The sequence below is a fragment of the Flavobacterium sp. 1355 genome (genome assembly GCF_017833415.1).
Lineage (GTDB): Bacteria > Bacteroidota > Bacteroidia > Flavobacteriales > Flavobacteriaceae > Flavobacterium.
In genome coordinates this window covers 32,483-57,236 of sequence record NZ_JAFICC010000007.1, presented here as the reverse complement: position 1 = coordinate 57,236, position 24,754 = coordinate 32,483, and the positions used below count along the sequence as shown (strand labels likewise).

At 34.4% G+C, this 24,754-nt stretch carries 19 protein-coding genes and 4 tRNA genes; 20 read left to right on the top strand and 3 right to left on the bottom strand.

Annotated elements, in window-relative coordinates:
• Nucleotides 1-5: 5 nt before the first annotated feature.
• The gene (locus JOD96_RS10260) at nucleotides 6-1,466 is read right to left on the bottom strand and encodes an APC family permease (protein ID WP_209564179.1); all 1,461 of its coding nucleotides are present in this window, start codon (nucleotides 1,464-1,466) and stop codon (nucleotides 6-8) included.
• Between the two features lie 256 nt (nucleotides 1,467-1,722).
• Here JOD96_RS10260 and JOD96_RS10255 point away from each other — a divergent pair, with 256 nt between their 5' ends.
• The 19 genes from JOD96_RS10255 to JOD96_RS10165 all read left to right on the top strand — a co-directional run bounded on the left by JOD96_RS10255 (nucleotide 1,723) and on the right by JOD96_RS10165 (nucleotide 19,314).
• Nucleotides 1,723-2,625 carry a ComEA family DNA-binding protein gene (locus JOD96_RS10255; RefSeq protein WP_209564178.1) on the top strand — a complete coding sequence of 301 codons (903 nt, stop codon included), beginning with the start codon at nucleotides 1,723-1,725 and terminating at the stop codon, nucleotides 2,623-2,625.
• 15 nt (nucleotides 2,626-2,640) lie between these two features.
• Nucleotides 2,641-3,783: an acyl-CoA dehydrogenase family protein gene (locus JOD96_RS10250; RefSeq protein ID WP_209564177.1), complete on the top strand. Its 1,143-nt coding sequence runs from the start codon at nucleotides 2,641-2,643 to the stop codon at nucleotides 3,781-3,783.
• A 167-nt stretch (nucleotides 3,784-3,950) separates the two neighbouring features.
• Nucleotides 3,951-4,145 carry a 30S ribosomal protein S21 gene (gene rpsU / locus JOD96_RS10245; protein ID WP_110348657.1) on the top strand — a complete coding sequence of 65 codons (195 nt, stop codon included), beginning with the start codon at nucleotides 3,951-3,953 and terminating at the stop codon, nucleotides 4,143-4,145.
• A 157-nt stretch (nucleotides 4,146-4,302) separates the two neighbouring features.
• Nucleotides 4,303-5,196, top strand: a complete 894-nt coding sequence (locus JOD96_RS10240; RefSeq protein WP_209564176.1) for a tyrosine-type recombinase/integrase — start codon at nucleotides 4,303-4,305, stop codon at nucleotides 5,194-5,196.
• Nucleotides 5,197-5,230: 34 nt separating this feature from the next.
• Entirely contained in the window at nucleotides 5,231-5,533 is a 303-nt protein-coding gene (gene hpf, locus JOD96_RS10235; RefSeq protein WP_042564006.1) for a ribosome hibernation-promoting factor, HPF/YfiA family, read from the top strand.
• Nucleotides 5,534-5,624: 91 nt separating this feature from the next.
• A tRNA-Thr gene (locus JOD96_RS10230) sits at nucleotides 5,625-5,698 on the top strand.
• Nucleotides 5,699-5,751: 53 nt separating this feature from the next.
• Nucleotides 5,752-5,832, top strand: a tRNA-Tyr gene (locus tag JOD96_RS10225).
• A gap of 90 nt (nucleotides 5,833-5,922) precedes the next feature.
• Nucleotides 5,923-5,994, top strand: a tRNA-Thr gene (locus JOD96_RS10220).
• A 55-nt stretch (nucleotides 5,995-6,049) separates the two neighbouring features.
• Nucleotides 6,050-7,237: an elongation factor Tu gene (gene tuf, locus JOD96_RS10215; protein ID WP_209564175.1), complete on the top strand. Its 1,188-nt coding sequence runs from the start codon at nucleotides 6,050-6,052 to the stop codon at nucleotides 7,235-7,237.
• A 61-nt stretch (nucleotides 7,238-7,298) separates the two neighbouring features.
• Nucleotides 7,299-7,369, top strand: a tRNA-Trp gene (locus JOD96_RS10210).
• Between the two features lie 18 nt (nucleotides 7,370-7,387).
• Nucleotides 7,388-7,585: a preprotein translocase subunit SecE gene (gene secE, locus JOD96_RS10205; RefSeq protein ID WP_041517377.1), complete on the top strand. Its 198-nt coding sequence runs from the start codon at nucleotides 7,388-7,390 to the stop codon at nucleotides 7,583-7,585.
• Between the two features lie 10 nt (nucleotides 7,586-7,595).
• A complete protein-coding gene (nusG, locus tag JOD96_RS10200) occupies nucleotides 7,596-8,147 on the top strand; it encodes a transcription termination/antitermination protein NusG (protein ID WP_209564174.1) in 552 nt (183 codons plus the stop codon).
• Nucleotides 8,148-8,214: 67 nt separating this feature from the next.
• A complete protein-coding gene (gene rplK, locus JOD96_RS10195) occupies nucleotides 8,215-8,652 on the top strand; it encodes a 50S ribosomal protein L11 (RefSeq protein ID WP_026713295.1) in 438 nt (145 codons plus the stop codon).
• Nucleotides 8,653-8,665: 13 nt separating this feature from the next.
• On the top strand, nucleotides 8,666-9,355 hold the full coding sequence (gene rplA / locus JOD96_RS10190; RefSeq protein ID WP_035619180.1) for a 50S ribosomal protein L1: 690 nt from the start codon (nucleotides 8,666-8,668) through the stop codon (nucleotides 9,353-9,355).
• 22 nt (nucleotides 9,356-9,377) lie between these two features.
• Nucleotides 9,378-9,878, top strand: a complete 501-nt coding sequence (rplJ, locus tag JOD96_RS10185) for a 50S ribosomal protein L10 (RefSeq protein WP_209564173.1) — start codon at nucleotides 9,378-9,380, stop codon at nucleotides 9,876-9,878.
• Nucleotides 9,879-9,965: 87 nt separating this feature from the next.
• Complete coding sequence (gene rplL, locus JOD96_RS10180; protein ID WP_007807437.1) at nucleotides 9,966-10,337, top strand: 50S ribosomal protein L7/L12; 372 nt, start codon at nucleotides 9,966-9,968, stop codon at nucleotides 10,335-10,337.
• Nucleotides 10,338-10,602: 265 nt separating this feature from the next.
• Nucleotides 10,603-14,415 carry a DNA-directed RNA polymerase subunit beta gene (gene rpoB, locus JOD96_RS10175; protein ID WP_209564172.1) on the top strand — a complete coding sequence of 1,271 codons (3,813 nt, stop codon included), beginning with the start codon at nucleotides 10,603-10,605 and terminating at the stop codon, nucleotides 14,413-14,415.
• A gap of 269 nt (nucleotides 14,416-14,684) precedes the next feature.
• Nucleotides 14,685-18,992 carry a DNA-directed RNA polymerase subunit beta' gene (gene rpoC / locus JOD96_RS10170; RefSeq protein WP_209564171.1) on the top strand — a complete coding sequence of 1,436 codons (4,308 nt, stop codon included), beginning with the start codon at nucleotides 14,685-14,687 and terminating at the stop codon, nucleotides 18,990-18,992.
• Nucleotides 18,993-19,002: 10 nt separating this feature from the next.
• Entirely contained in the window at nucleotides 19,003-19,314 is a 312-nt protein-coding gene (locus JOD96_RS10165) for a DUF3467 domain-containing protein (protein WP_155102783.1), read from the top strand.
• 244 nt (nucleotides 19,315-19,558) lie between these two features.
• On the opposite strand, the gene JOD96_RS10160 is transcribed toward JOD96_RS10165, so the two are convergent.
• Nucleotides 19,559-21,151 carry a peptide chain release factor 3 gene (locus JOD96_RS10160; RefSeq protein WP_116751454.1) on the bottom strand — a complete coding sequence of 531 codons (1,593 nt, stop codon included), beginning with the start codon at nucleotides 21,149-21,151 and terminating at the stop codon, nucleotides 19,559-19,561.
• A 147-nt stretch (nucleotides 21,152-21,298) separates the two neighbouring features.
• On the bottom strand, nucleotides 21,299-22,738 hold the full coding sequence (locus tag JOD96_RS10155) for an alpha-amylase (RefSeq protein ID WP_209564170.1): 1,440 nt from the start codon (nucleotides 22,736-22,738) through the stop codon (nucleotides 21,299-21,301).
• A 522-nt stretch (nucleotides 22,739-23,260) separates the two neighbouring features.
• Between JOD96_RS10155 and JOD96_RS10150 the strand changes: the two genes are divergently transcribed.
• Nucleotides 23,261-24,691, top strand: a complete 1,431-nt coding sequence (locus JOD96_RS10150) for a peptidylprolyl isomerase (RefSeq protein WP_209564169.1) — start codon at nucleotides 23,261-23,263, stop codon at nucleotides 24,689-24,691.
• The last annotated feature ends 63 nt before the right edge of the window (nucleotides 24,692-24,754 follow it).

The following is a 24,754-nucleotide window of genomic DNA, read 5'->3' as shown; positions in this document are numbered from 1 at the left end:
ATTTTTTATTCAATATTGTTAAGCTTTGATCTTTTCTTACTATAGCAAAAATAAACCAAAATACCAATTGCTAACCATCCAAGTGACAGTAATTGAGCATCGTGGCTTAAATTAATCATTAAATAAGTGTTGATAGCAATACCTAAAACTGCAATAACAGGCAATGCTGGAACCTTAAATGTTCTTGTTAAATGAGGCTGTTTTACTCTTAAAATCCAAACCGCAATACAAACCATTGTAAAGGCGAACAAAGTTCCAAAACTGGTCATGTCAGCTAATTTATTGATTGGTGTAAAAGCAGCAACTGTAGCAATAATACCACCCAAAATAATTAAATTCGTTTTTGGAGTTCCCGAAAGAGGATTTACTTTAGAAAATACAGCAGGAATTAATCCATCTTTAGACATCCCAAGGAAAATTCTTGATTGGCCCATAATCATTACCATTAGTACAGAAACTAAACCAACAGTAGCAGCAATAGTAATAATTAATCCTGCCCATCCTTGTCCGGCAATATCAAATGCATAAGCAACAGGAGCCTTAATAGCATCAGGATATTTACCAAGCGGATTAAAATCTTTATAGTTCATCATTCCGGTTAACACTAAAGAAACAAGAATGTATAATGTAGTACAGATTAACAATGAAGCAATAATGGCAAACGGAACATCTTTTTTAGGATTAACAGCTTCTCCGGCTTGAGTAGAAACTGCATCAAAACCAACATAAGCAAAGAAAATAGCGGCAGCACCAGATACGATACCAGCTATACCGTAAGCATTATGAGTAGTTTCTTTTTCAACTATTTTAGTCGCCTCTGGAATAAATGGAGTCCAGTTAGCAGTATCAATAAAGAAAAGACCAGCAATAATTACAAATATTACAGCAGAAACTTTAAGGACTACGATAAAATTGTTTGCTTTTGCTGCACTTTTTGTTCCTTTAATAAGTAAAGAAATAACCAAAAGAACAATTAAAAAAGCAGGTAGGTTCATAGAAAAACCTTCTCCAGAATAACTAGCAGGATCAGTTGTAAGCCAGTCAGGCAAATGTATATGAAACATTTTGAGTAATTTATTAAAATAACCCGACCAGGAAACAGCCACTGTCATGGATCCCATTGCATATTCAAGAATAAGTCCCCAACCAATTATCCAGGCAAAAATTTCTCCAATAGTACCATAAGCATAAGCGTAAGCAGAGCCCTCAACAGGTAAAATAGAAGCAAACTCAGAATAACAGAGAGCTGCAAAAACACAGGCAATACCTGCGATAATAAAGGAAACCGCCAAGGCAGGACCCGCATGGTAATATGCTCCGGTACCGGTAAGAACAAAAATTCCTCCACCTATAATGGCACCAACACCAATTGCAGTAAGGCTCCACTTTCCTAAAACCCTTTTTAAATCACTTTTTTTCATATCAGCTTCAAAAGCCGATATTGGTTTAACTCTCATTATTGACATATATAATATAGGTTTGTTGTTATTAAGCTCCAAATGTATCGTTTTTTATAAAAAATAAAAACAATTATATAATTTTAAGTTATAAAATATTTAATGTTTGTATAATATGTACTAAAAATATTGTTTAATCACGAATTGCGATAATTGATTTCTATTTCTTTTGAAAAAAAACAGGAACAATGTTAAATAAAATTTTATAAATATTTTCCTATAAAATTAATATTATTTTTGACTTTATTAATAGCAATTAAATTAAATGACCTTCAAAACAATAACATCCTATTTTAAGTTTACAAATCATCAGCGTAAGGGAATCATTTTCCTTTTTGGCCTGATTATAATACTCCAAATCCTTTATTACTATGTAAATTTTTCTTCTCCTGACAAATTTTCCCCGGAAAAACAAGAATGGCTTGCCCTGCAAACTGAAATTAATTCTTTAAAAAAAGCAAAATATAAAAACAAACCACAAGTCTATTTATTCAATCCCAATTTTATCACAGATTATAAAGGATATAAATTAGGAATGTCAATAGAGGAAATAGACAGATTAATGGCTTTTAGAAAAGAAAATAAATATGTAAACTCTCCAGAAGAATTCCAGCAGGTTACAAAAATTTCAGATTCATTATTAAAAGTTATTTCCCCTCTTTTTAAATTTCCTGACTGGATTAAGAATAAAAAAGAATTTGCAGATAATAATAGTAGCAGAGAATATAAAAAATACCCTGAAAAGACATTTACCAAAAAAGATAAACCGGTACTGATAGATATAAATCAGGCAACACAGGAAGATCTGGTTAAAATTTATGGTGTTGGTGAAGCTATATCATTGCGCATATTGAGGCAAAAAGAAATTCTGGGAGGTTTTGTGTCAATGGATCAGCTAAATGAAGTTTGGGGACTTTCGCCAGAAGTCTTATTTGAACTGAATAATCATTTTAAGATTTATACGCTGCCAAACTTTAAAAAAATTGCAATAAATGATATCTCACTAAAAGAATTAGCTCAATTTCCTTATTTTAAATACACATTAGCAAAACAAATCATTACTTATCGAAGTATGAATGGAGATTTTAAAAATATTGAGGATTTAGCAAAAATTAAAGGTTTTCCTGTTGAAAAAGCAAAAATAATTAGTTTATATTTGGAGTTCTAAAAATAACCGACTACAATGAATTTTGATTATAACGAAACACAATCGATGATTGCACAATCGATTAAAGAATTTGCAGAAAAAAATATCCGACCAAACATAATGGAGTGGGATGAAGCCCAGACTTTCCCAGTGCCCTTGTTTAAAAAATTAGGGGAAATGGGGTTTATGGGTGTCTTAGTACCGGAAGAATACGGGGGAAGTGGTTTGGGATACCATGAATATATTACTGTTGTAGAAGAAATCTCAAAAGTTGACCCTTCAATTGGACTATCAGTTGCGGCTCATAATTCATTATGTACTAACCATATTTTAACTTTTGGAAATGAAGAGCAAAAAAGAAAATGGCTTCCAAAATTGGCAAGTGCTGAATACATTGGTGCTTGGGGTTTAACGGAGCATAATACGGGTTCTGATGCGGGTGGAATGAATACTACGGCTGTTAAGGATGGTGATTCCTGGGTTGTAAATGGTGCAAAAAACTTTATAACACATGCCATTTCTGGTGATATTGCTGTAGTAATAGTTCGAACCGGAGAAAAAGGAGATTCAAAAGGGATGACCACATTTGTGTTTGAAAAAGGAATGCCGGGATTTACATCAGGAAAAAAAGAAAATAAATTGGGAATGCGCGCCAGCGAAACTGCAGAGTTAGTTTTTGATAATTGTCGCGTTCCTGATGCAAATAGATTAGGAGAAGTTGGACAAGGTTTTGTGCAAGCAATGAAAATACTAGATGGAGGAAGAATTTCTATCGGTGCTTTATCGCTGGGAATTTCAAAAGGAGCTTATGAAGCCGCATTGAAATATTCAAAAGAAAGACATCAATTTGGTCAGCCAATTGGTAGTTTTCAGGCGATATCATTTAAGTTAGCAGATATGGCAACTGAAATAGAAGCTTCAGAATTATTATTGCATAAAGCAGCTTATTTAAAAGAGCAGCATAAGCCAGTTACCACAAGCGGTGCAATGGCAAAAATGTATGCATCTGAGGTTTGTGTTAAAGTAGCCAATGAAGCTGTTCAGATTCATGGAGGTTACGGTTATACAAAAGATTTTCCTGTTGAGAAATTTTACCGTGATTCAAAATTATGTACCATTGGGGAAGGAACAACAGAAATTCAAAAACTAGTTATTTCCAGAAATTTAATGAAAGAATAAAGAATAAGGAATAAAGCTTAATTAAGTGTTATCTAAATGATTAAGTTAAAATCTATTCTCTTTTTCTATATTCTATGGTTCTAAAAAAAAAATAATCCAAAAATTCATCGTCATATTCAAAAATAATATTTACTTTTGCACCCTTAACGAGAGGAGGTGTCTATATTATGTTAATTATACCAATTAAAGACGGAGAAAATATCGATAGAGCATTAAAGCGCTATAAAAGAAAATTTGATAAAACAGGAACTGTTCGTCAACTAAGAGCACGTACTGCTTTTATTAAGCCTTCTGTTGTCAAAAGAGCTCAAATTCAAAAAGCTGCTTACATTCAAAACTTGAGAGATAGTTTAGAAAGTTAGTATTTAGCTTTACTAAATAATTACCGTTAGTCATCAAAAAATTATAACTTTGATGCTAACGGTTTTTTTATGCATAATTCTGAAGTTTTGTATAGATTAAATTATTTTTAGGTACAGGTTAAATAGGAGATGAGATATTGTATAATGTAAACTTAATATGAAGACAAATAAAGAAGCGTTTAGTGATTATCTTTTGTTGGAGAAAAAATATTCTCCACATACCGTCACTGCTTATTTGAATGATATTGTTTTTTTTGAATTATTTAATAAGTCTCGTTTTGAACAGGAAAATATCGAACAGGTAAATTATAGTCAAATTAGAAGTTGGATTGTTTCTTTGGTGGATCAGAATATTTCTAATGTTTCTGTCAATAGAAAAATGGCTTCATTGAAGGCTTATTATAAATTTCTGTTAAAAACAAAACAAATTGAGTTGAATCCAATGCTGAAACATAAGGCTTTAAAAACGCCAAAAATAGTTCAGATTCCATTTTCTGAAAAAGAACTGACGGAATTAATGGAAGAAGTAAGTGATCCGGTTGGTTTTGAGGAAATAAGAGATAAGTTAATTGTTGAAATGTTTTATGCTACCGGGATACGAAGAGCAGAATTGATAAATCTGAAAATTAATAATGTTGATCTGTCTTCAAATGTAATTAAGGTTTTAGGGAAAAGAAATAAAGAACGAATTATTCCTGTTTTGCCGGTACTGCTGAGGCAATTTAATTCTTATTTAAATGAAAGGGCGATTGTTGATAATATAGTTGATGGGGAATATTTTTTTATTTCAAAAAAAGGGTTAAAATTGAGCGAATCTTTTGTGTATCGATTAATTAATTCATACTTTAGTAGGGTCTCTGAAAAGGTAAAAAAAAGTCCTCATGTCCTTCGACATACTTTTGCGACTCACTTATTAAATAACGGAGCAGATTTAAATTCAGTTAAAGAGTTATTAGGACATTCTAGTTTGGCATCTACGCAAGTTTATACTCATAATAGTTTAGCAGAGCTTAAAAAAGTGTATAGTGATGCGCATCCACGGAATAAATAATAGTTCTGAAATGTTAAACCCTAAAATTTATATTATGAAGGTAGATGTTCATGCGGTTAACTTCACTGTTGACAGAAAGTTGGTAGACTTTATTCAGGAAAGAATGGATAAATTAGAAAAGTACTACGATCGTGTTGTATCGGCAGATGTTTTTTTAAAAGTTGAAAGAACAAGTGATAAGGAGAATAAGGCGGTAGAGATTAAGATTAATGTTCCTGGGGATGAATTTTTGGTTAAAAAACAATGCAAAACATTCGAGGAGGCAGTAGAGCTTTCGGCAGAATCTTTAGAACGTTTGCTGGTAAAAAGGAAAGAAAAAATAAGAGCACACATATAATTGAAAATTTTTTTCAAAAAATGTTTTGATACAAAGATAAAATAGCTACATTTGCAGTCCGTTAGAAATAGCGGACTTTTTTATTGATATTGCCAGCGTAGCTCAGTTGGCTAGAGCAGCTGATTTGTAATCAGCAGGTCGTGGGTTCGAGTCCCTCCGCCGGCTCTAAATATTTCAAATACGATTTGAAATTGTTCATGCAATTATTGATAAAAAAAGGGGAGATACTCAAGCGGCCAACGAGGGCAGACTGTAAATCTGCTGTGTGAACTTCGCAGGTTCGAATCCTGCTCTCCCCACAAAAAAAAAAGAAGTTAAGATTTCGGATTGTAGGTTTTGGATTTGTAAAATCTGAATCTAAATTCAAGAATCTAAAATCAGAACTCTCTGCCGACTTAGCTCAGGGGTAGAGTGCTTCCTTGGTAAGGAAGAGGTCACGGGTTCAATTCCCGTAGTTGGCTCAAGTAAGTAGGAAATTGAAAATTAATATATAACTAAGATTAAAAATTAAGTAAAATGGCAAAGGAGAATTTTAATCGTTCCAAACCGCACTTAAACATAGGTACAATTGGACACGTGGATCACGGAAAAACTACATTAACTGCAGCAATTACAAAAGTATTGTCTGATGCTGGTTACTGTCAAGCAAAATCGTTTGATCAAATCGATAACGCTCCAGAGGAGAAAGAAAGAGGTATTACTATTAATACATCACACGTAGAGTATGAAACAGCTAACCGTCACTACGCTCACGTTGACTGTCCAGGTCACGCGGATTACGTAAAGAACATGGTTACTGGTGCTGCTCAAATGGATGGAGCTATCTTAGTAGTTGCTGCTACAGATGGTCCAATGCCACAAACTCGTGAGCACATCCTTTTAGGTCGTCAGGTTGGTATTCCAAGAATCGTTGTTTTTATGAACAAAGTGGATATGGTTGATGATGCTGAATTGTTAGAGCTTGTTGAAATGGAAATTAGAGATTTATTATCTTTCTACGAATATGATGGAGATAATGGTCCGGTTGTTCAAGGTTCTGCTTTAGGAGGATTGAATAATGATCCTGCTTGGGTACCAAAAATCATTGAATTAATGGCAGCTGTTGATGCTTGGATCGAAGAGCCAGTGCGTGACGTAGCTAAACCATTCTTGATGCCGGTTGAAGATGTATTTACAATTACTGGTCGTGGAACTGTTGCTACAGGTCGTATCGAAACAGGTATTGCTAATACAGGAGATCCAGTTGAAATCATTGGTATGGGAGCTGATAAATTAACTTCTACTATTACAGGAGTTGAGATGTTCCGTAAAATCCTTGATAGAGGTGAAGCTGGAGATAACGTAGGTTTATTGTTAAGAGGTATTGATAAAGAATCTATCAAAAGAGGAATGGTTATCATTAAGCCAGGATCAGTAAAACCACACGCTACTTTCAAAGCTGAGGTTTATATCTTGAAAAAAGAAGAAGGTGGACGTCATACTCCATTCCACAATAACTACCGTCCACAGTTCTACGTACGTACAACTGACGTAACAGGAGTTATTACTTTACCAGAAGGAGTAGAGATGGTAATGCCAGGAGATAACTTGACTATCAATGTTGCTTTATTAAGCCCAATCGCAATGAGCGTAGGTTTACGTTTTGCTATCCGTGAAGGTGGTAGAACAGTAGGAGCAGGTCAGGTGACTGAAATCATAGGATAATCCTATAAAAAACTATAAAAAGCCAGTTGATTTTCTTAACTGAAATCACTGGCTTTTAATTACGGGCGTAGTTCAAGGGTAGAATAGCGGTCTCCAAAACCGTTGATGGGGGTTCGAATCCCTCCGCCCGTGCAATAAAAAATTTATCAAATGACAAAAGTTACTAATTATTTATCAGAGGCTTTCGAAGAGTTAAAGTCAAATGTTACTTGGCCAGCTTGGGCTGAAGTTCAGAAATTGACAATTGTTGTGGCTGTATTTTCAGTTCTATTTGCTTTGGCTACATGGGGAGTAGATGAATTTTTTGCAAAAGCTTTAGCTGGATTTTTTAACTGGTTAAAAGGATAATTTTTTTGTGATGGCAGATAATAATGTGAAAAAATGGTATGTAGTTAGAGCTGTAAGCGGACAAGAAAATAAAGTCAAAGCTTACATCGAAACTGAGATTGCCAGATTAGGTATGGGTGATTATGTTTCCCAAGTTCTAGTGCCTACAGAAAAAGTAGTTACTGTAAAAGAAGGGAAAAAAATGTCTAAGGATAAGGTTTATTTCCCTGGATATGTTATGATCGAAGCTAACTTAGTTGGTGAGATACCTCATATTATTAAATCTATTACAAGTGTAATTGGTTTTTTAGGAGAAATCAAAGGAGGAGAACCTGTTCCATTGAGAATTTCTGAGGTAAATCGCATGCTAGGAAAAGTAGATGAACTGGCTGTAAATACTGATACTCGTGCAATTCCGTTTAACCTGGGTGAGACTGTTAAGGTAATTGATGGACCATTTAATGGATTTAATGGTACGGTTGAAAAAATCAATGAAGAAAAGCGTAAACTAGAAGTTATGGTTAAGATTTTCGGAAGAAAAACACCATTGGAATTAAGTTTTATGCAAGTTGAAAAAGTATAATTTTTTGTTACATATATAATATCCATTGTAATCGCTTCCATTGATTGCAGTGTTAAATTTTTTAAAAATGGCTAAAGAAATTAGTAAGGTAGTTAAACTACAAGTTAAGGGAGGTGCTGCGAATCCGTCGCCACCGGTTGGACCTGCTTTAGGAGCTGCTGGGGTTAATATCATGGAGTTCTGTAAGCAATTTAATGCTAGAACTCAGGATAAACCTGGCAAAATTTGTCCAGTGCAAATCACTGTGTACAAAGACAAATCATTTGATTTTGTTGTTAAGACTCCTCCAGCAGCAGTTCAGTTAATGGAAGCTGCAAAGCTAAAATCTGGTTCTGGTGAGCCTAATCGTAAAAAAGTAGCTAGTGTTACTTGGGAACAAATTAGAGCTATTGCTGAAGACAAAATGCCTGACTTAAATGCTTTTACAGTAGAAAAAGCAATGAGTATGGTTGCTGGAACAGCTAGATCTATGGGTATAACTGTATCAGGAGATGCTCCTTTTTAATTAAGAAAAAGACATGGCAAAATTAACAAAAAAGCAAAAAGAGGCTGCTTCAAAAATTGAAAAGAACAAATTATACTCTCTAAAAGATGCTGCGGCATTATTGAAAGTTGTTGCTTCTGCAAAATTTGATGAGTCTGTTGATATCGCAGTTCGTTTGGGTGTAGATCCAAGAAAAGCGAATCAAATGGTTAGAGGTGTGGTTACATTACCTCACGGAACAGGAAAAGACGTTAAAGTATTAGCATTGGTTACTCCAGATAAAGAAGCGGAAGCTAAAGAAGCTGGGGCTGATTATGTTGGTCTTGACGATTACTTACAAAAAATTAAAGATGGTTGGACAGATGTTGATGTTATCATCACTATGCCGGCTGTTATGGGTAAATTAGGTCCATTAGGTCGTATTTTAGGACCTAGAGGTTTAATGCCAAACCCTAAAACAGGTACTGTAACTATGGATGTTGCAAAAGCTGTTCAAGAGGTTAAAGCTGGTAAAATTGACTTTAAAGTTGATAAAACTGGTATCGTTCATGCAGGGATTGGTAAAGTTTCTTTTGGAGCTGAACAAATTGTTGACAACGCACACGAAATTATTCAAACATTAATAAAACTTAAACCAACTGCTGCTAAAGGTACATACATCAAAGGTATTCACCTTACAAGCACTATGAGTCCTGCTATTGCATTAGACCCAAAAGCAGTATAATTGGTAGTTAATAATTTTTAGTATGACTAGAGAAGAAAAATCAATCGCGATTGAAGATTTAACTGCACAGTTAGCTGGTACAAACATTATTTATGTAGCAGATATTTCTGGACTTAATGCAGAAACAACTTCAAGCTTAAGAAGAGCTTGTTTTAAAGCTGGTATCAAATTAGAAGTTGTTAAAAATACTTTGCTTGCAAAAGCAATGGAAGCTTCTGATAATAATTATGGTGAATTACCTTCAGTATTGAAAGGAAATACATCAATCTTTATTTCTGATGTAGCTAATGCTCCTGGAAAAATTATCAAAGATTTCCGTAAGAAATCTGATAAGCCAATTTTAAAAGGTGCTTATATTAATTCTGAGATATATATTGGAGACAATCAATTAGATGCATTAGCAACTATTAAATCTAAAGAAGAACTTCTTGGAGAAATCATTGGATTGTTACAATCACCAGCTCAAAGAATTATTTCTGCTCTTCAAAACAAATTCGCTGGCGAAGAGTCAGAAGAAGCATAATATAAAAGACGAGTGTCTTTTGTGTTATTAAATTCGCACACACAAATAAATTATAATTTTTACAAATCATTTTAAACGATAGAAAAAATGGCAGATTTGAAACAATTCGCAGAACAATTAGTTAACCTAACAGTTAAAGAAGTTAACGAATTAGCAACAATATTAAAAGATGAGTATGGTATCGAGCCTGCTGCTGCAGCTGTAGTAGTTGCTGCTGGTGGTGGAGAAGGTGCTGCTGAAGAAGCACAAACTGAATTTACAGTTGTATTAAAAGAAGCTGGTGCTTCTAAATTAGCAGTTGTAAAATTAGTAAAAGAACTTACAGGTTTAGGTTTGAAAGAAGCTAAAGATGTAGTTGACGGTGCTCCAAGTAACGTTAAAGAAGGTGTTTCTAAAGAAGAGGCTGAAGGTCTTAAAAAATCATTAGAAGAAGCTGGAGCTGTTGTTGAGTTAAAATAACAAAACACAGTTTAGAACTAGGTTTAGACCTTGGATGGGATCATCCAAGGGTCTAAACCATTTTTCGTATAATAAAATATATCAAGTTTTATTATCAAATAGTTTAAAATACGAAAAAGTTTTTGATCAATACGAAGAAAAAAAATAGCACTTACTTTTACAGTTTATTTTTAAAGATGTATTGATTATAATAAGAAAGTATAGATTAAACAATGTGTTTTTACACAAAAAAATTACTTTTTTTTAATCAAAATTTTGTCCATTGATGATAACAAATCAGACTGAAAGATTGAATTTTGCCTCTACAAAAAATATTCCTGACTATCCAGATTTTCTAGACGTTCAGGTTAAATCTTTTAAAGATTTCTTTCAATTAGAAACGAAATCTGACGAAAGAGGCAACGAAGGGTTATACAACACCTTCATGGAAAACTTTCCAATCACAGATACAAGAAACAACTTTGTATTGGAGTTCCTAGATTATTTTGTTGATCCGCCACGTTATACAATTCAAGAATGTATAGAGAGAGGTCTTACTTATAGTGTGCCTTTAAAAGCTAGGTTAAAACTATACTGTACAGATCCAGAACACGAAGATTTTGAAACAATTGTACAAGATGTTTATCTTGGAACAATACCTTATATGACTCCAAGTGGTACTTTTGTTATCAATGGTGCCGAGCGTGTAGTAGTATCACAATTACACCGTTCTCCTGGGGTTTTCTTTGGACAGTCATTCCACGCAAATGGAACTAAACTTTATTCTGCAAGAGTAATTCCTTTTAAAGGATCTTGGATAGAATTTTCTACAGATATCAATAGTGTTATGTACGCTTATATCGATAGAAAGAAAAAATTACCTGTTACAACTTTATTCCGTGCAATTGGTTTTGAAAGAGATAAGGATATCCTTGAAATTTTCGACCTTGCTGAAGAAATTAAAGTTTCTAAAACTGGTATTAAGAAATATATTGGAAGAAGACTTGCTGCTCGTGTATTGAACACTTGGCACGAGGATTTTGTTGATGAAGATACCGGAGAGGTAGTTTCTATCGAACGTAACGAAATCATCCTTGATAGAGATACTATTATCGACAAAGATAATGTTGAAGAAATCATCGATTCTAACGTTAAATCTATTTTGTTGCACAAAGAGGATAATAATCAGGCAGATTATGCTATTATTCACAATACATTACAAAAAGATCCAACAAACTCTGAAAAAGAAGCTGTAGAGCACATTTACCGTCAGTTGCGTAACGCTGAACCGCCTGATGAAGAAACTGCTCGTGGTATTATAGATAAATTGTTCTTCTCAGATCAACGTTATAACTTAGGTGAAGTTGGTCGTTACAGAATGAACAAAAAGCTTAATCTGGATATTCCAATGGAAAAGCAAGTGCTTACCAAAGAGGATATCATTACTATTGTAAAATATTTGATCGAATTGATCAACTCTAAAGCAGAGATTGATGATATTGATCACTTATCAAACCGTCGTGTTAGAACAGTTGGAGAACAATTGTCTCAACAATTCGGTGTAGGTTTAGCACGTATGGCCAGAACTATTCGTGAGAGAATGAACGTTAGAGATAACGAGGTGTTTACACCAATCGATTTGATTAATGCTAAAACATTATCATCGGTTATCAACTCTTTCTTTGGTACGAACCAGTTGTCTCAATTTATGGATCAAACGAATCCGTTAGCTGAGATTACACACAAAAGAAGACTTTCTGCACTTGGACCTGGTGGACTTTCGAGAGAAAGAGCTGGTTTTGAGGTTCGTGACGTTCACTATACACACTATGGTCGTTTATGTCCGATTGAAACTCCTGAGGGACCAAACATTGGTTTGATTTCGTCTCTTGGTGTTTATGCAAAAGTAAACGGAATGGGTTTCATTGAAACTCCATACCGTAAAGTAACTAATGGTGTAGTTGATTTAGAAAGTACTCCAATTTACTTAAGTGCAGAAGAAGAAGAAGGAAAAATGATTGCTCAGGCAAACATTGAAATGGATGCTACAGGTAAAATTACAGCAAGCAATGTAATTGCTCGTGAGGAAGGTGACTTCCCGGTTGTTGAACCATCTGTGGTACATTATACAGACGTTGCTCCTAACCAGATCGCTTCGATTTCGGCTTCATTGATTCCATTCCTGGAACATGATGATGCGAACCGTGCGTTGATGGGATCAAATATGATGCGTCAGGCGGTTCCTTTGATCCGTCCGGAAGCGCCAATTGTTGGTACAGGGCTAGAGCGTCAGGTAGCTTCAGATTCAAGAGTATTAATCAATGCTGAAGGGCATGGTACTGTTGAATACGTTGATGCTAACATCATTACTATTAAATACGACCGTACTGAAGATGAAAGAATGGTTAGTTTTGATGCTGATGAGAAAACGTATAACTTAATTAAATTCAGAAAAACCAATCAAGGTACAAGTATTAACCTGAAGCCAATCGTAAGAAAAGGTGACAGAGTTATTCCTGGGCAAGTATTGTCTGAAGGTTATGCTACTCAAAATGGTGAATTAGCTTTAGGTAGAAACTTAAAAGTTGCGTTCATGCCATGGAAAGGGTACAACTTCGAGGATGCGATTGTAATTTCTGAAAAAGTAGTTCGCGATGATATTTTTACTTCTATCCACGTTGATGATTATTCATTAGAGGTTAGAGATACTAAGTTAGGAAATGAAGAGTTAACAAACGATATTCCTAACGTTTCAGAAGAAGCTACTAAAGATTTAGATGAAAACGGTATGATCAGAATTGGAGCAGAGGTTAAACCTGGCGACATTTTGATCGGAAAAATTACACCAAAAGGAGAATCAGATCCTACTCCTGAAGAGAAATTGCTTCGTGCAATCTTTGGGGATAAAGCAGGAGATGTAAAAGATGCTTCATTAAAAGCTTCTCCATCTTTACATGGTGTAGTTCTTGACAAAAAATTATTTGCAAGAGCCGTAAAAGATAAACGTAAACGTACTCAGGATAAAGATGCTTTAGGCGCTTTGGAAATGGAATTCGAAACTAAATTTGTTGAATTAAAAGACAGATTGGTTGAAAAATTATTCCTGATCGTTAACGGAAAAACATCTCAGGGTGTAATGAATGATTTGGGTGAAGAGGTTTTACCAAAAGGTAAAAAATATACTCAAAAAATGCTTTACGCAGTAGAAGATTTTGCTCACTTAAGCAAAGGTCAATGGGTTGCTGATGATGCTACAAATAAAATGGTTAATGATTTGATTCATAACTATAAAATTAAGCTGAACGACTTACAAGGATCTTTAAGAAGAGAAAAATTTACTATTACAGTTGGAGATGAATTACCATCTGGAATATTGAAATTAGCTAAGATTTATATTGCTAAAAAACGTAAACTGAAAGTAGGGGATAAAATGGCAGGGCGTCACGGTAACAAAGGTATTGTTGCAAGAATCGTTCGTCATGAAGATATGCCTTTCCTTGAAGACGGAACACCAGTAGATATCGTATTGAATCCACTTGGGGTACCTTCACGTATGAACATTGGTCAGATTTATGAAACTGTTCTTGGTTGGGCTGGACAAAATTTAGGTAGAAAATTTGCTACTCCAATTTTTGACGGTGCTTCTTTAGATCAAATTAATGAATTAACTGATGAGGCTGGAGTACCACGTTTTGGACACACTTATCTTTATGATGGTGGAACTGGAGAACGTTTTGCACAAAAAGCGACTGTGGGTGTAATTTACATGCTTAAATTAGGACACATGGTTGATGATAAGATGCACGCACGTTCTATCGGACCATACTCATTGATTACGCAGCAGCCACTTGGAGGTAAAGCTCAATTTGGAGGTCAGCGTTTTGGAGAGATGGAGGTTTGGGCACTTGAGGCTTATGGAGCATCAAGTACTTTACGTGAAATCTTGACTGTTAAGTCTGATGACGTTATTGGTAGAGCGAAAACTTACGAAGCTATCGTTAAGGGAGAAACTATGCCAGAACCAGGTTTACCAGAATCATTCAATGTATTAATGCACGAATTGAAAGGTCTAGGTTTAGATCTTCGTTTGGAAGAATAAATAAAATTTTCAGTAACAGTCTCAGTATTCAGTTAACACTGAAAGCTGAGGCTGAAGCTGTTTATTGAAGTAAAGTTTTTAGGATTTATACCCGTAACCCGTTCCGATTTTTTATTTAAACCAAAAAAGTTTTATAATTAGCACTTCAAAAATAAGTTTTGAAGTTTAGAGAAGTAATCCGTGGTAGCGACTTAGTGATTTGACCTTTTAAAGGGAAATTATAAGTTAAAATCAATTTTTTAATTGCAGATAAATCAATAGTAAAAACTATGATGAATAATAGAAATAATAAAGATAAGAATCCGGTAAAAAGATTTAACAAAATCTCTATTGGATTAGCTTCACCAGAATCTATCTTGAAAGAATCAAGAGGAGAGGTGTTGAAACCTGAAACAATTAACTACAGAACTCACAAACCAGAGCGTGACGGACTTTTCTGCGAAAGAATCTTCGGACCTGTTAAGGATTTTGAATGTGCTTGTGGTAAATATAAAAGAATTCGTTACAAAGGTATCATCTGTGACCGTTGTGGTGTTGAAGTTACAGAGAAAAAAGTACGTCGTGACAGAGTAGGACACATCAACCTTGTTGTGCCTATTGCTCACATCTGGTATTTCCGTTCTCTTCCAAACAAAATTGGTTATATCCTTGGTCTTCCATCTAAGAAATTAGATATGATCATTTATTACGAAAGATACGTAGTAATTCAGGCTGGTATTGCTAAAAATGCAGATGGAGAATCATTACAAAGATTAGATTTCTTAACAGAAGAAGAATATTTGAATATTTTAGATACTCTTCCGCAAGAAAACCAATATTTAGATGATATGGATCCTAATAAATTTGTTGCCAAAATGGGAGCAGAGTGTATTATGGATTTATTGGCTCGTATTGATTTAGATGCTTTATCTTATGAATTAAGACACAGCGCTAACAACGAAACATCTAAACAACGTAAAACTGAAGCTTTAAAAAGATTACAAGTTGTTGAGTCTTTCCGTGAGTCTAACTTAAACCGCGAAAATCGTCCTGAGTGGATGATTATGAAAGTGGTTCCTGTTATTCCACCAGAATTACGTCCGCTTGTGCCACTTGATGGAGGTCGTTTTGCAACTTCAGATTTAAATGACCTATACCGTCGTGTAATCATCCGTAACAACCGTTTAAAAAGATTAATGGAGATTAAAGCTCCTGAAGTTATCTTGAGAAACGAAAAACGTATGTTGCAGGAATCTGTAGATTCATTATTTGATAACACTCGTAAAGCTTCTGCTGTTAAAACAGAATCTAACAGACCATTAAAATCATTATCTGATTCCTTAAAAGGTAAGCAAGGACGTTTCCGTCAAAACTTACTTGGTAAACGTGTGGATTATTCTGCTCGTTCGGTAATTGTTGTTGGTCCTGAATTGAAATTATTCGAATGCGGATTGCCAAAAGATATGGCATCTGAATTATACAAACCTTTCGTAATCCGTAAATTGATTGAAAGAGGTATTGTTAAAACAGTAAAATCTGCTAAGAAAATCATAGACAAAAAAGAGCCAGTAGTTTGGGATATCCTTGAAAATGTAATTAAAGGTCACCCGGTATTACTTAACCGTGCTCCTACATTACACAGACTTGGTATTCAGGCTTTCCAGCCAAAATTAATTGAAGGAAAAGCAATCCAGTTGCACCCATTAGTATGTACGGCTTTCAACGCCGATTTTGATGGGGATCAGATGGCAGTTCACTTACCATTAGGACCAGAGGCTATTTTAGAGGCACAATTATTAATGTTGGCTTCTCACAATATTCTTAACCCTGCAAATGGTGCTCCAATTACTGTACCTTCTCAGGATATGGTCTTGGGTCTATATTATATGACCAAAGAGCGTATCTCTACACCAGAACATGTAATTTTAGGTCAGGACTTAACTTTCTATTCTGCTGAAGAAGTAAACATTGCATTAAACGAAGGAAGATTAGAATTGAATGCTCGTGTGAAAATTAGAGCAAAAGATTTTAATGAAGCTGGAGAATTAGTGTATAAAATTATCCAAACAACTGCAGGACGTGTGTTATTTAACGAAGTAGTACCAGAAGCAGCCGGATATATCAATGATGTATTGACTAAGAAAAACCTTAGAGATATTATCGGACACATTTTAAGTGTGACTGATGTACCTACAACGGCAGCTTTCTTGGATAATATGAAAGATATGGGTTATAAATTCGCATTTAGAGGAGGTTTATCTTTCTCTCTTGGTGATATTAGAATTCCAGAACAAAAAACAAAATTAATTGCAGATGCCAGAGAGCAAGTTGAAGGTATTTCTGTGAATTATAACATGGGTCTTATTACCAATAACGAGCGTTACAACCAGGTTATTGACGTATGGACTTCAGCAAATGCACAGTTAACAGAATTAGCAATGAAAAATATTAGAGAAGACCAACAAGGTTTCAACTCTGTATATATGATGCTTGATTCTGGGGCGAGGGGTTCTAAGGAACAGATTCGTCAGTTAACAGGTATGCGTGGTTTGATGGCTAAGCCTAAAAAATCTACTGCTGGTGGTGGAGAAATTATTGAAAACCCGATTCTTTCTAACTTTAAGGAAGGTCTTTCGATCCTTGAGTACTTCATTTCTACTCACGGTGCTCGTAAAGGTCTTGCGGATACGGCTCTTAAAACGGCCGATGCCGGATACTTAACAAGAAGGCTTCATGACGTTTCGCAAGATGTTATTGTTAACATCGAAGATTGTGGAACTTTAAGAGGTGTTGAAGTTTCTGCTTTGAAGAAAAATGAGGAAATCGTTGAATCATTAGGAGAAAGAATTTTAGGACGTGTTGCATTGCAAGATGTTATAAATCCACTTACTAATGAAGTAATGGTTCAATCTGGTCAACAAATTACTGAAGCAATCATGAGAACTATCGAAGCTTCTCCGATTGAGAGAGTAGAGGTTAGATCTCCATTAACTTGTGAAGCTTTAAAAGGTATTTGTGCTAAATGTTACGGTAGAAACTTAGCTACCGGAAAAATGACACAAAGAGGTGAAGCTGTCGGAGTTATTGCAGCTCAGTCTATTGGAGAGCCAGGTACACAGTTGACACTTCGTACGTTCCACGTTGGAGGGGTTGCAGGAGGTATTTCTGAAGAATCTAGTATTGTTACAAGATTCAACGGTAGACTTGAGATTGAAGATTTAAAAACTGTTAAAGGTGAGGACAGCGAAGGTAATGCGGTTGATATCGTAGTATCACGTTCAACTGAATTAAAATTAGTTGACGAGAAAACTGGAATCGTTTTAAACACACACAATATTCCTTACGGATCTAGTATTTTCGTTAAGGATGGTGAGTCAGTTACTAAAGGGTCTGTGATCTGTAAGTGGGATCCATATAATGGTGTAATTGTTTCTGAATTTACTGGTAAAATTGCTTACGAGGATTTAGAACAAGGACAATCATTCATGGTTGAAATTGATGAGCAAACAGGTTTCCAGGAAAAAGTAATTTCTGAGGCTAGAAACAAAAAATTAATTCCAACTTTATTGGTTTACGGTAAAGAAGGTGAATTGATTCGTTCGTATAACTTACCAGTAGGAGCCCACCTTATGGTTGAGAACGGTGAGAAAATTAAAGCAGGTAAAGTATTAGTAAAAATTCCACGTCGTTCTTCTAAAGCAGGCGATATCACGGGAGGTTTACCAAGAATTACTGAGTTGCTTGAGGCTCGTAACCCTTCAAACCCAGCAGTTGTTTCTGAAATTGATGGTGTTGTTTCTTTTGGAAAAATCAAAAGAGGTAACCGTGAGATTGTTATCGAATCTAAATTTGGTGAGATTAAAAAGTATTTAGTTAAACTTTCTAGTCAAATCTTAGTTCAGGAAAATGACTTCGTAAGAGCAGGAGTACCATTGTCTGACGGTGCAATTACACCAGATGATATCTTGAGAATTCAAGGACCGGCTGCTGTTCAACAGTATTTGGTAAATGAAATTCAGGAGGTATACCGTCTACAAGGGGTAAAAATTAACGATAAGCACTTTGAGGTAGTTATTCGTCAAATGATGCGTAAAGTTAGAGTTCAGGATCCGGGAGATACATTGTTCTTAGAAGATCAATTAATTCACACTAAAGATTTCATCGTTCAGAACGATAAATTATATGGTATGAAAGTAGTTGAAGATGCTGGAGATTCAGCTGTATTAAAACCAGGTCAGATCATTACACCTCGTGATTTACGTGATGAAAATTCATTATTGAAACGAAATGATAAAAATCTTGTTGTTGCAAGAGACGTAATTACTGCAACTGCAACGCCAGTTCTACAAGGTATTACAAGAGCTTCGCTACAAACTAAATCATTCATCTCTGCGGCTTCCTTCCAGGAAACAACAAAAGTACTTAACGAAGCTGCTGTAGCTGGTAAAGTAGATGATTTAGAAGGATTGAAAGAAAATGTAATTGTTGGACACAGAATTCCTGCGGGAACTGGTATGAGAGAGTACGATAATACAATCGTAGGTTCTAAAGACGATTACAATGAAATGATGGCTAATAAAGAAGAATACATTTATTAATTAGGAAATTATGAGTAATCCGAAACAACAACAAGAGCAAATTAATATTGAGTTAGACGAAACTGTCGCAGAAGGAATTTATTCTAATCTTGCGATCATTAATCACTCTTCATCAGAGTTTGTTTTAGATTTTGTAAGCATTATGCCGGGTATTCCTAAAGCCAAGGTAAAGTCAAGAATTGTCTTGACACCACAACATGCTAAAAGATTATTGAAGGCGATAGGTGAAAATATTCATCGATTTGAAGCAGCCCACGGCGAAATCAAAGAAACTGAACAAGCACCAATACCACTTAATTTTGGTCCTGCGGGACAAGCATAATTACTAAAGCCCCTTTTTTAAGGGGCTTTTTTTGTAAATATATAAGATGCCGTTTGTCTGATTTTATTTCAGTTCGTCGACTATTTTTTATTAATGAATTCTATTAGTCTAATTTAGCAGCGCAATATCAAAAGAATTAATTTTAGAATATAATGACTTAGTAAGGTTGATTAATTCACATTAAAAATAAAAAAGCGCTAATGAAAATTAGCGCTTTTTTTATGAAATATTTTATGTATAGATATTAATCAAATTCTGAAGTAAAATATAATTTCACACTCGGATATTTACTCTGAGTCATTTGAATTGTAAAGTCAGAATCTGCTAAAAATACTAATTGACCATATTTGTCATGTGCCAGGAATTTTTGTTTGATTCGTTTAAATTCTTTAAACTCTTCATTTTTTGCATCATCCGGTTTTACCCAGCAAGCTTTATGAACAGGGAAGTTTTCGTAAGTACATTTTGCGCCATACTCATGTTCTAAACGATATTGTATGACCTCATATTGAAGTGCTCCAACAGTTCCGATAACTTTACGATTATTCAACTCTAGAGTAAACAATTGCGCTACACCTTCATCCATCAACTGATCTACTCCTTTTTCTAATTGCTTAGCTTTCATTGGATCAGCATTGTTGATGTATCTAAAATGTTCTGGCGAGAAGCTCGGAATTCCTTTAAAACTCATTACTTCGCCCTCAGTCAAAGTATCTCCAATTTTAAAGTTTCCAGTATCATGAAGACCAACAATATCTCCAGGATAAGAAATGTCAACAATTTCTTTCTTCTCTGCGAAAAACGCATTCGGACTTGAGAATTTTAAATTTTTCTTCTGACGAACGTGATAATAAGGTTTGTTTCTTTCAAAAGTTCCAGAAACAATTTTTATAAAAGCTAAACGATCACGATGTTTTGGATCCATATTAGCGTGGATTTTAAAAACAAAACCGGACATTTTTTCTTCAGCAGGGTCAACTAAACGAGTTTCGGAATCTTTTGGTCTTGGCGAAGGTGCAATTGCAACAAAGCAATCTAACAACTCACGAACTCCAAAATTATTCAAAGCCGAACCAAAAAATACGGGCTGAATTTTTCCATCTAAATAATCCTGACGCTCAAATTTTGGATAGACTTCATCAATTAATTCTAATTCTTCACGAAGTTTTTCAGCAGCTTTTTGACCAACAATTTTATCCAGTTCAGGATTGTTTTGAACATCAGAAAAAGCGATAGTTTCTTCAATGTTTTTACGGCTGTCTCCGCTAAACAGGTTAATGTTTTCTTCCCATAAATTATAAATTCCCTGAAAATCGTAACCCATTCCAATTGGGAAACTTAGTGGAGTAACTTTTAGACCCAGTTTTTGCTCTACTTCGTCCATAAGGTCAAAAGCATCCTTTCCTTCACGGTCTAATTTGTTGATGAAAACAATCATAGGAATGTTTCGCATTCTACAAACGGCAACCAGTTTTTCAGTCTGTTCCTCAACCCCTTTTGCAACGTCAATAACAACAATTACACTATCAACGGCAGTTAAAGTTCTGAATGTATCTTCGGCAAAATCCTTGTGTCCAGGTGTATCAAGAATATTGATTTTTTTGTCTTTATAATTAAAAGCAAGTACAGAAGTCGAAACCGAAATACCTCTTTGGCGTTCAATTTCCATAAAGTCACTCGTCGCTCCTTTTTTAATCTTATTATTCTTTACAGCTCCGGCTTCCTGAATAGCACCTCCAAATAATAGCAATTTTTCAGTTAAAGTTGTTTTACCGGCATCGGGATGCGATATAATTCCAAATGTTCTTCTGCGTTGTATTTCTTTTAAAAAGCTCATATTTTTGTATAAATAGGTTTGCAAAAGTACTATTAATTAATGCTTAATAAAAATATTAACTTCTTAAATTAAAGACTCCCATTTATAATAGTAATATCAAATAAAAAAGGCCGCCCTTTTTAAGGCAGCCTTAGCCATTTTTTTAAATTACTGATTAATTGACCAAACTGAATATCCTTTTGGAGGGCATTGTATTTTTACCCATTTATCTGCCTGAGTAGTAGGATACCAGGTTGAATTTCCTGTAAAGTCCTTAATTTGAGTGCTAGCCCAATTTGTCTGAACCCATCTTTCCTGCCAAACATCAGAGTTATTAATGTAAACTACTAATCCTGGATTTCCATTATACCCGTTTCTTCTTGCTACATATTCATCGTTATCAGAATATAAAATAGAAGTTGTTCCGGTGGCTTTATTATTATGAATCCAGATTAGGTTATTTAATTTGTTTTTATCTAACCATTCTTCATAATCCCTGTAGAAAATTGTTGGATAACCTTCGTGGGTTAATATATAGGAATAGGCAAGCATTTTGCTCCAAATTTCATCTGTATCATGATTAGTTACAAAAGTTACAGCTTTGTACGGATTTCTTTTCCACATCATATCATCATTCAAAAGCGCAAGATTATTTCCATCAAAAGCGTCATTCATTTTGTAGTAACAAGCAAAATCAAAAACAGAACTGTTTGCATTGTTTGCCCACCATTCTAATGTGTTTACATTTGAGTCCCAATATTCTCCAATAGAGAATCCGCCAACATTAGCGTTCCATGCATTGACAACCCATGGCCCAAAACCTTTAACGTAATCAAATCTCCAGCCATCAAATTTCATGGTGTTTTTATAATATTTACCAACACCATCGGTTCTTAGCCAGAGCCAGTCCTGCACGTTTGGCGCAGCGTGACATAAATCAGGAAATCCTCCAAAGGCTCCTTCATCATTATTGCCGTAACTGTTTTTGTAAAAATCATTATAAGTACGCTTAAATTTTCCTGAAGCAATCCCTGTAAAATTCGTCCATGTGTTAGTACCTGTAAATGGATTCGCTTCTGATTGGCCTCCGCTGTTATGATTGATTACAATATCAGCATATACTTTCATATTTTGAGCATGTGTATTTGTAATCAGAGTTACCAATTCGGTTTTTGAACCAAATCTTGTTTCAATACTTCCATTTTGGTTGTAATCTCCAAAATCGAAATAATCTGTCGGATCATAACCCATCGAAAATGCTCCGTTTTGTGCTTTTGATGCAGGAGGGAGCCAAATAGAGCCAATTCCCGCATTACCCCATGCAGTCACTTTACTGCTTACAGTATTCCACCATGTCCCGCCGGCCGGTACGTCCCAATAAAAAGCCTGCATCATAACGCCGCCTCCGGGATTATCAACATATTTTCCAGTAGCAGATGATTTTGTATCCCCGGTACTAAATGGCTTCCCATCATGGTGCGTAACATTTATGATTTTAAATTGTTGACTTTCAGCTTTTGTGTCATTTTTTGTTATTTCATCCTGTGCACAGGAAAAAAATGCTGTAATGGCTAAAATGGAAAAAAAATTTGCAATTGGTTTTTTCATAATAAAGACTTGGTTAAGGTTAGATAAGTAAAGTTGTAATAATCAATAAATCGATATTAGAACAGATATATTCTTAATTTTAATATCTTAAAAAATAAAAATTACTCAACTAAAGTATATAAATTTTAAACATATCTTATTTATAAGAAAATATTTATCTAACGAAAACGTTGTAGTGTTGAAAAGTTTTTTTTATTTATATGATTGATAGAGTTTTAGATTCTTTTTAGTAAGAAGTTGAATGATACATTTTATGATATTCTTTTAGAGGTTCTGAATGTTTTTTTAAACTGGAACAAAACTTTACTTTGTTGTATTTAAAAACTATCATATAATTTTTTGTTAATAGTATAGTCGATAGTTGTATTATGTAATTGAATTGTTATTTTTGTGAGTTATAAGTAAAAAGAAACCAAGTGTTATTTTTAGGATTCATAAAAAATGAATACAGAGATTAGAGTAGTGTTTGGTTTTTAAAGAATTCTAAAGCAAGATTTTTACATTCAAATTAAATTTAAAATAATGTTATTAAAAAAATTACAGCTAAAAACAATTGATTACAGATTAGGGTTAACAATGTGTTTTTTACTTTTTTTCAACTCTCTTATTTCTGCCCAAGAAATAATTCCGGATGTTGTAGCTGAAAAACCAGTTGAAGCACCATCAGGGCAAAGGCAAAAAATTGATGGTATTATTGCTACAGTTGGAGATTATATTGTTTTAGATTCAGACATTGATAAAGGATTTTTAGAAATAACTGCACAAGGTGGTTCTGTAAAAGATATTTCAAGATGCCAAATGCTGGGTAAGCTTTTAGAAGATAAATTGTATGCACACCAGGCGATTCAGGATAGTATCATTGTAAGTGACGCCGAAGTTAGAAGCATGATGGAAGAGCGTTTGAATTATATGACGCAACAGGTTGGAGACATTAATAAAGTAGTAGCATATTATAAGAAAAACTCTGTAGAAGAGTTTAAAACTTATTTCGCAGATATCTTAAAAGAGCAAAAATTAGCATCAGAAATGCAAAAGAAAATTGTGGATGCTGTAGAAATTACACCAGAAGAGGTTCGTAATTTCTTCAAAAAAATACCAAAAGAAGAATTGCCGACTTTTGGAGCCGAAATGGAAGTTGCACAAATTGTTGTTGAGCCAAAAGTTTCTGCAGAAGATAAACAAAAAGTAAAAGATAGATTAAGTGCTATAAGAAAAGATGTTCTTGAAGGTTCAAGTTTTGCAACAAAAGCAGTATTGTATTCTCAGGACCCGGGATCTTCTCCAAATGGAGGTTATTATAAAATGACCAGAAAAACGCCTTTTGTAAAAGAATTCAAAGATGTAGCGTTTAGTTTGCAGGAAGGTGAAATTTCTGAGCCGTTTGAAACTAATTTTGGTTTCCATATTATTATGGTGGATAAGATAAAAGGACAGGAAGTAGAATTAAGACACATTTTAATTGCTCCTGTAGTATCTGAAACCGCTTTGAAAGATGCTAAAGAAAGAATTACGAATATCAGAAATAAGATAATAAACAAAGAAATCACATTTGCAGAGGCTGCAAGAACAGAATCTGATGAAAAAGAAACGAGAACAAACGGAGGAACTTTAGTAAATCCAAATACTCAGGATACTCGTTTTGAATTAACAAAAATGGATCCTACCTTATATAGTCAGGTTTCAAATTTAAAAGATAATGAAATTTCTCAACCACTTTTGAATACAGACGAAAAAGGTAAGAAGACATATAAATTAATTACTGTAACCAACAGAATTGAATCTCATACAGCTGATTATGGTAAGGATTATACTAAAATTAAGGAATTAGCATTAAAAGAAAAACAAATCAACGCTATAGCAAAATGGTTTGATACGAAAATTAAAGACACTTATATTAAAGTTATAGGAGAATATAGAGATTGTGCCTTTACTAATAACTGGTTGAAAAAATAATTTTTATTAAATAAATAAAAAGAGTTAGTTTTATGATTTCATAGACCTAACTCTTTTTAATTT

Bases quoted from the DNA above. Each gene is read 5' to 3' on its own strand.
- JOD96_RS10260 (WP_209564179.1), bottom strand. From the start codon at position 1,466: ATGTCAATAATGAGAGTTAAACCAATATCGGCTTTTGAAGCTGATATG.
- JOD96_RS10255 (WP_209564178.1), top strand. From the start codon at position 1,723: ATGACCTTCAAAACAATAACATCCTATTTTAAGTTTACAAATCATCAG.
- JOD96_RS10250 (WP_209564177.1), top strand. From the start codon at position 2,641: ATGAATTTTGATTATAACGAAACACAATCGATGATTGCACAATCGATT.
- rpsU (WP_110348657.1), top strand. From the start codon at position 3,951: ATGTTAATTATACCAATTAAAGACGGAGAAAATATCGATAGAGCATTA.
- JOD96_RS10240 (WP_209564176.1), top strand. From the start codon at position 4,303: ATGAAGACAAATAAAGAAGCGTTTAGTGATTATCTTTTGTTGGAGAAA.
- hpf (WP_042564006.1), top strand. From the start codon at position 5,231: ATGAAGGTAGATGTTCATGCGGTTAACTTCACTGTTGACAGAAAGTTG.
- tuf (WP_209564175.1), top strand. From the start codon at position 6,050: ATGGCAAAGGAGAATTTTAATCGTTCCAAACCGCACTTAAACATAGGT.
- secE (WP_041517377.1), top strand. From the start codon at position 7,388: ATGACAAAAGTTACTAATTATTTATCAGAGGCTTTCGAAGAGTTAAAG.
- nusG (WP_209564174.1), top strand. From the start codon at position 7,596: ATGGCAGATAATAATGTGAAAAAATGGTATGTAGTTAGAGCTGTAAGC.
- rplK (WP_026713295.1), top strand. From the start codon at position 8,215: ATGGCTAAAGAAATTAGTAAGGTAGTTAAACTACAAGTTAAGGGAGGT.
- rplA (WP_035619180.1), top strand. From the start codon at position 8,666: ATGGCAAAATTAACAAAAAAGCAAAAAGAGGCTGCTTCAAAAATTGAA.
- rplJ (WP_209564173.1), top strand. From the start codon at position 9,378: ATGACTAGAGAAGAAAAATCAATCGCGATTGAAGATTTAACTGCACAG.
- rplL (WP_007807437.1), top strand. From the start codon at position 9,966: ATGGCAGATTTGAAACAATTCGCAGAACAATTAGTTAACCTAACAGTT.
- rpoB (WP_209564172.1), top strand. From the start codon at position 10,603: ATGATAACAAATCAGACTGAAAGATTGAATTTTGCCTCTACAAAAAAT.
- rpoC (WP_209564171.1), top strand. From the start codon at position 14,685: ATGATGAATAATAGAAATAATAAAGATAAGAATCCGGTAAAAAGATTT.
- JOD96_RS10165 (WP_155102783.1), top strand. From the start codon at position 19,003: ATGAGTAATCCGAAACAACAACAAGAGCAAATTAATATTGAGTTAGAC.
- JOD96_RS10160 (WP_116751454.1), bottom strand. From the start codon at position 21,151: ATGAGCTTTTTAAAAGAAATACAACGCAGAAGAACATTTGGAATTATA.
- JOD96_RS10155 (WP_209564170.1), bottom strand. From the start codon at position 22,738: ATGAAAAAACCAATTGCAAATTTTTTTTCCATTTTAGCCATTACAGCA.
- JOD96_RS10150 (WP_209564169.1), top strand. From the start codon at position 23,261: ATGTTATTAAAAAAATTACAGCTAAAAACAATTGATTACAGATTAGGG.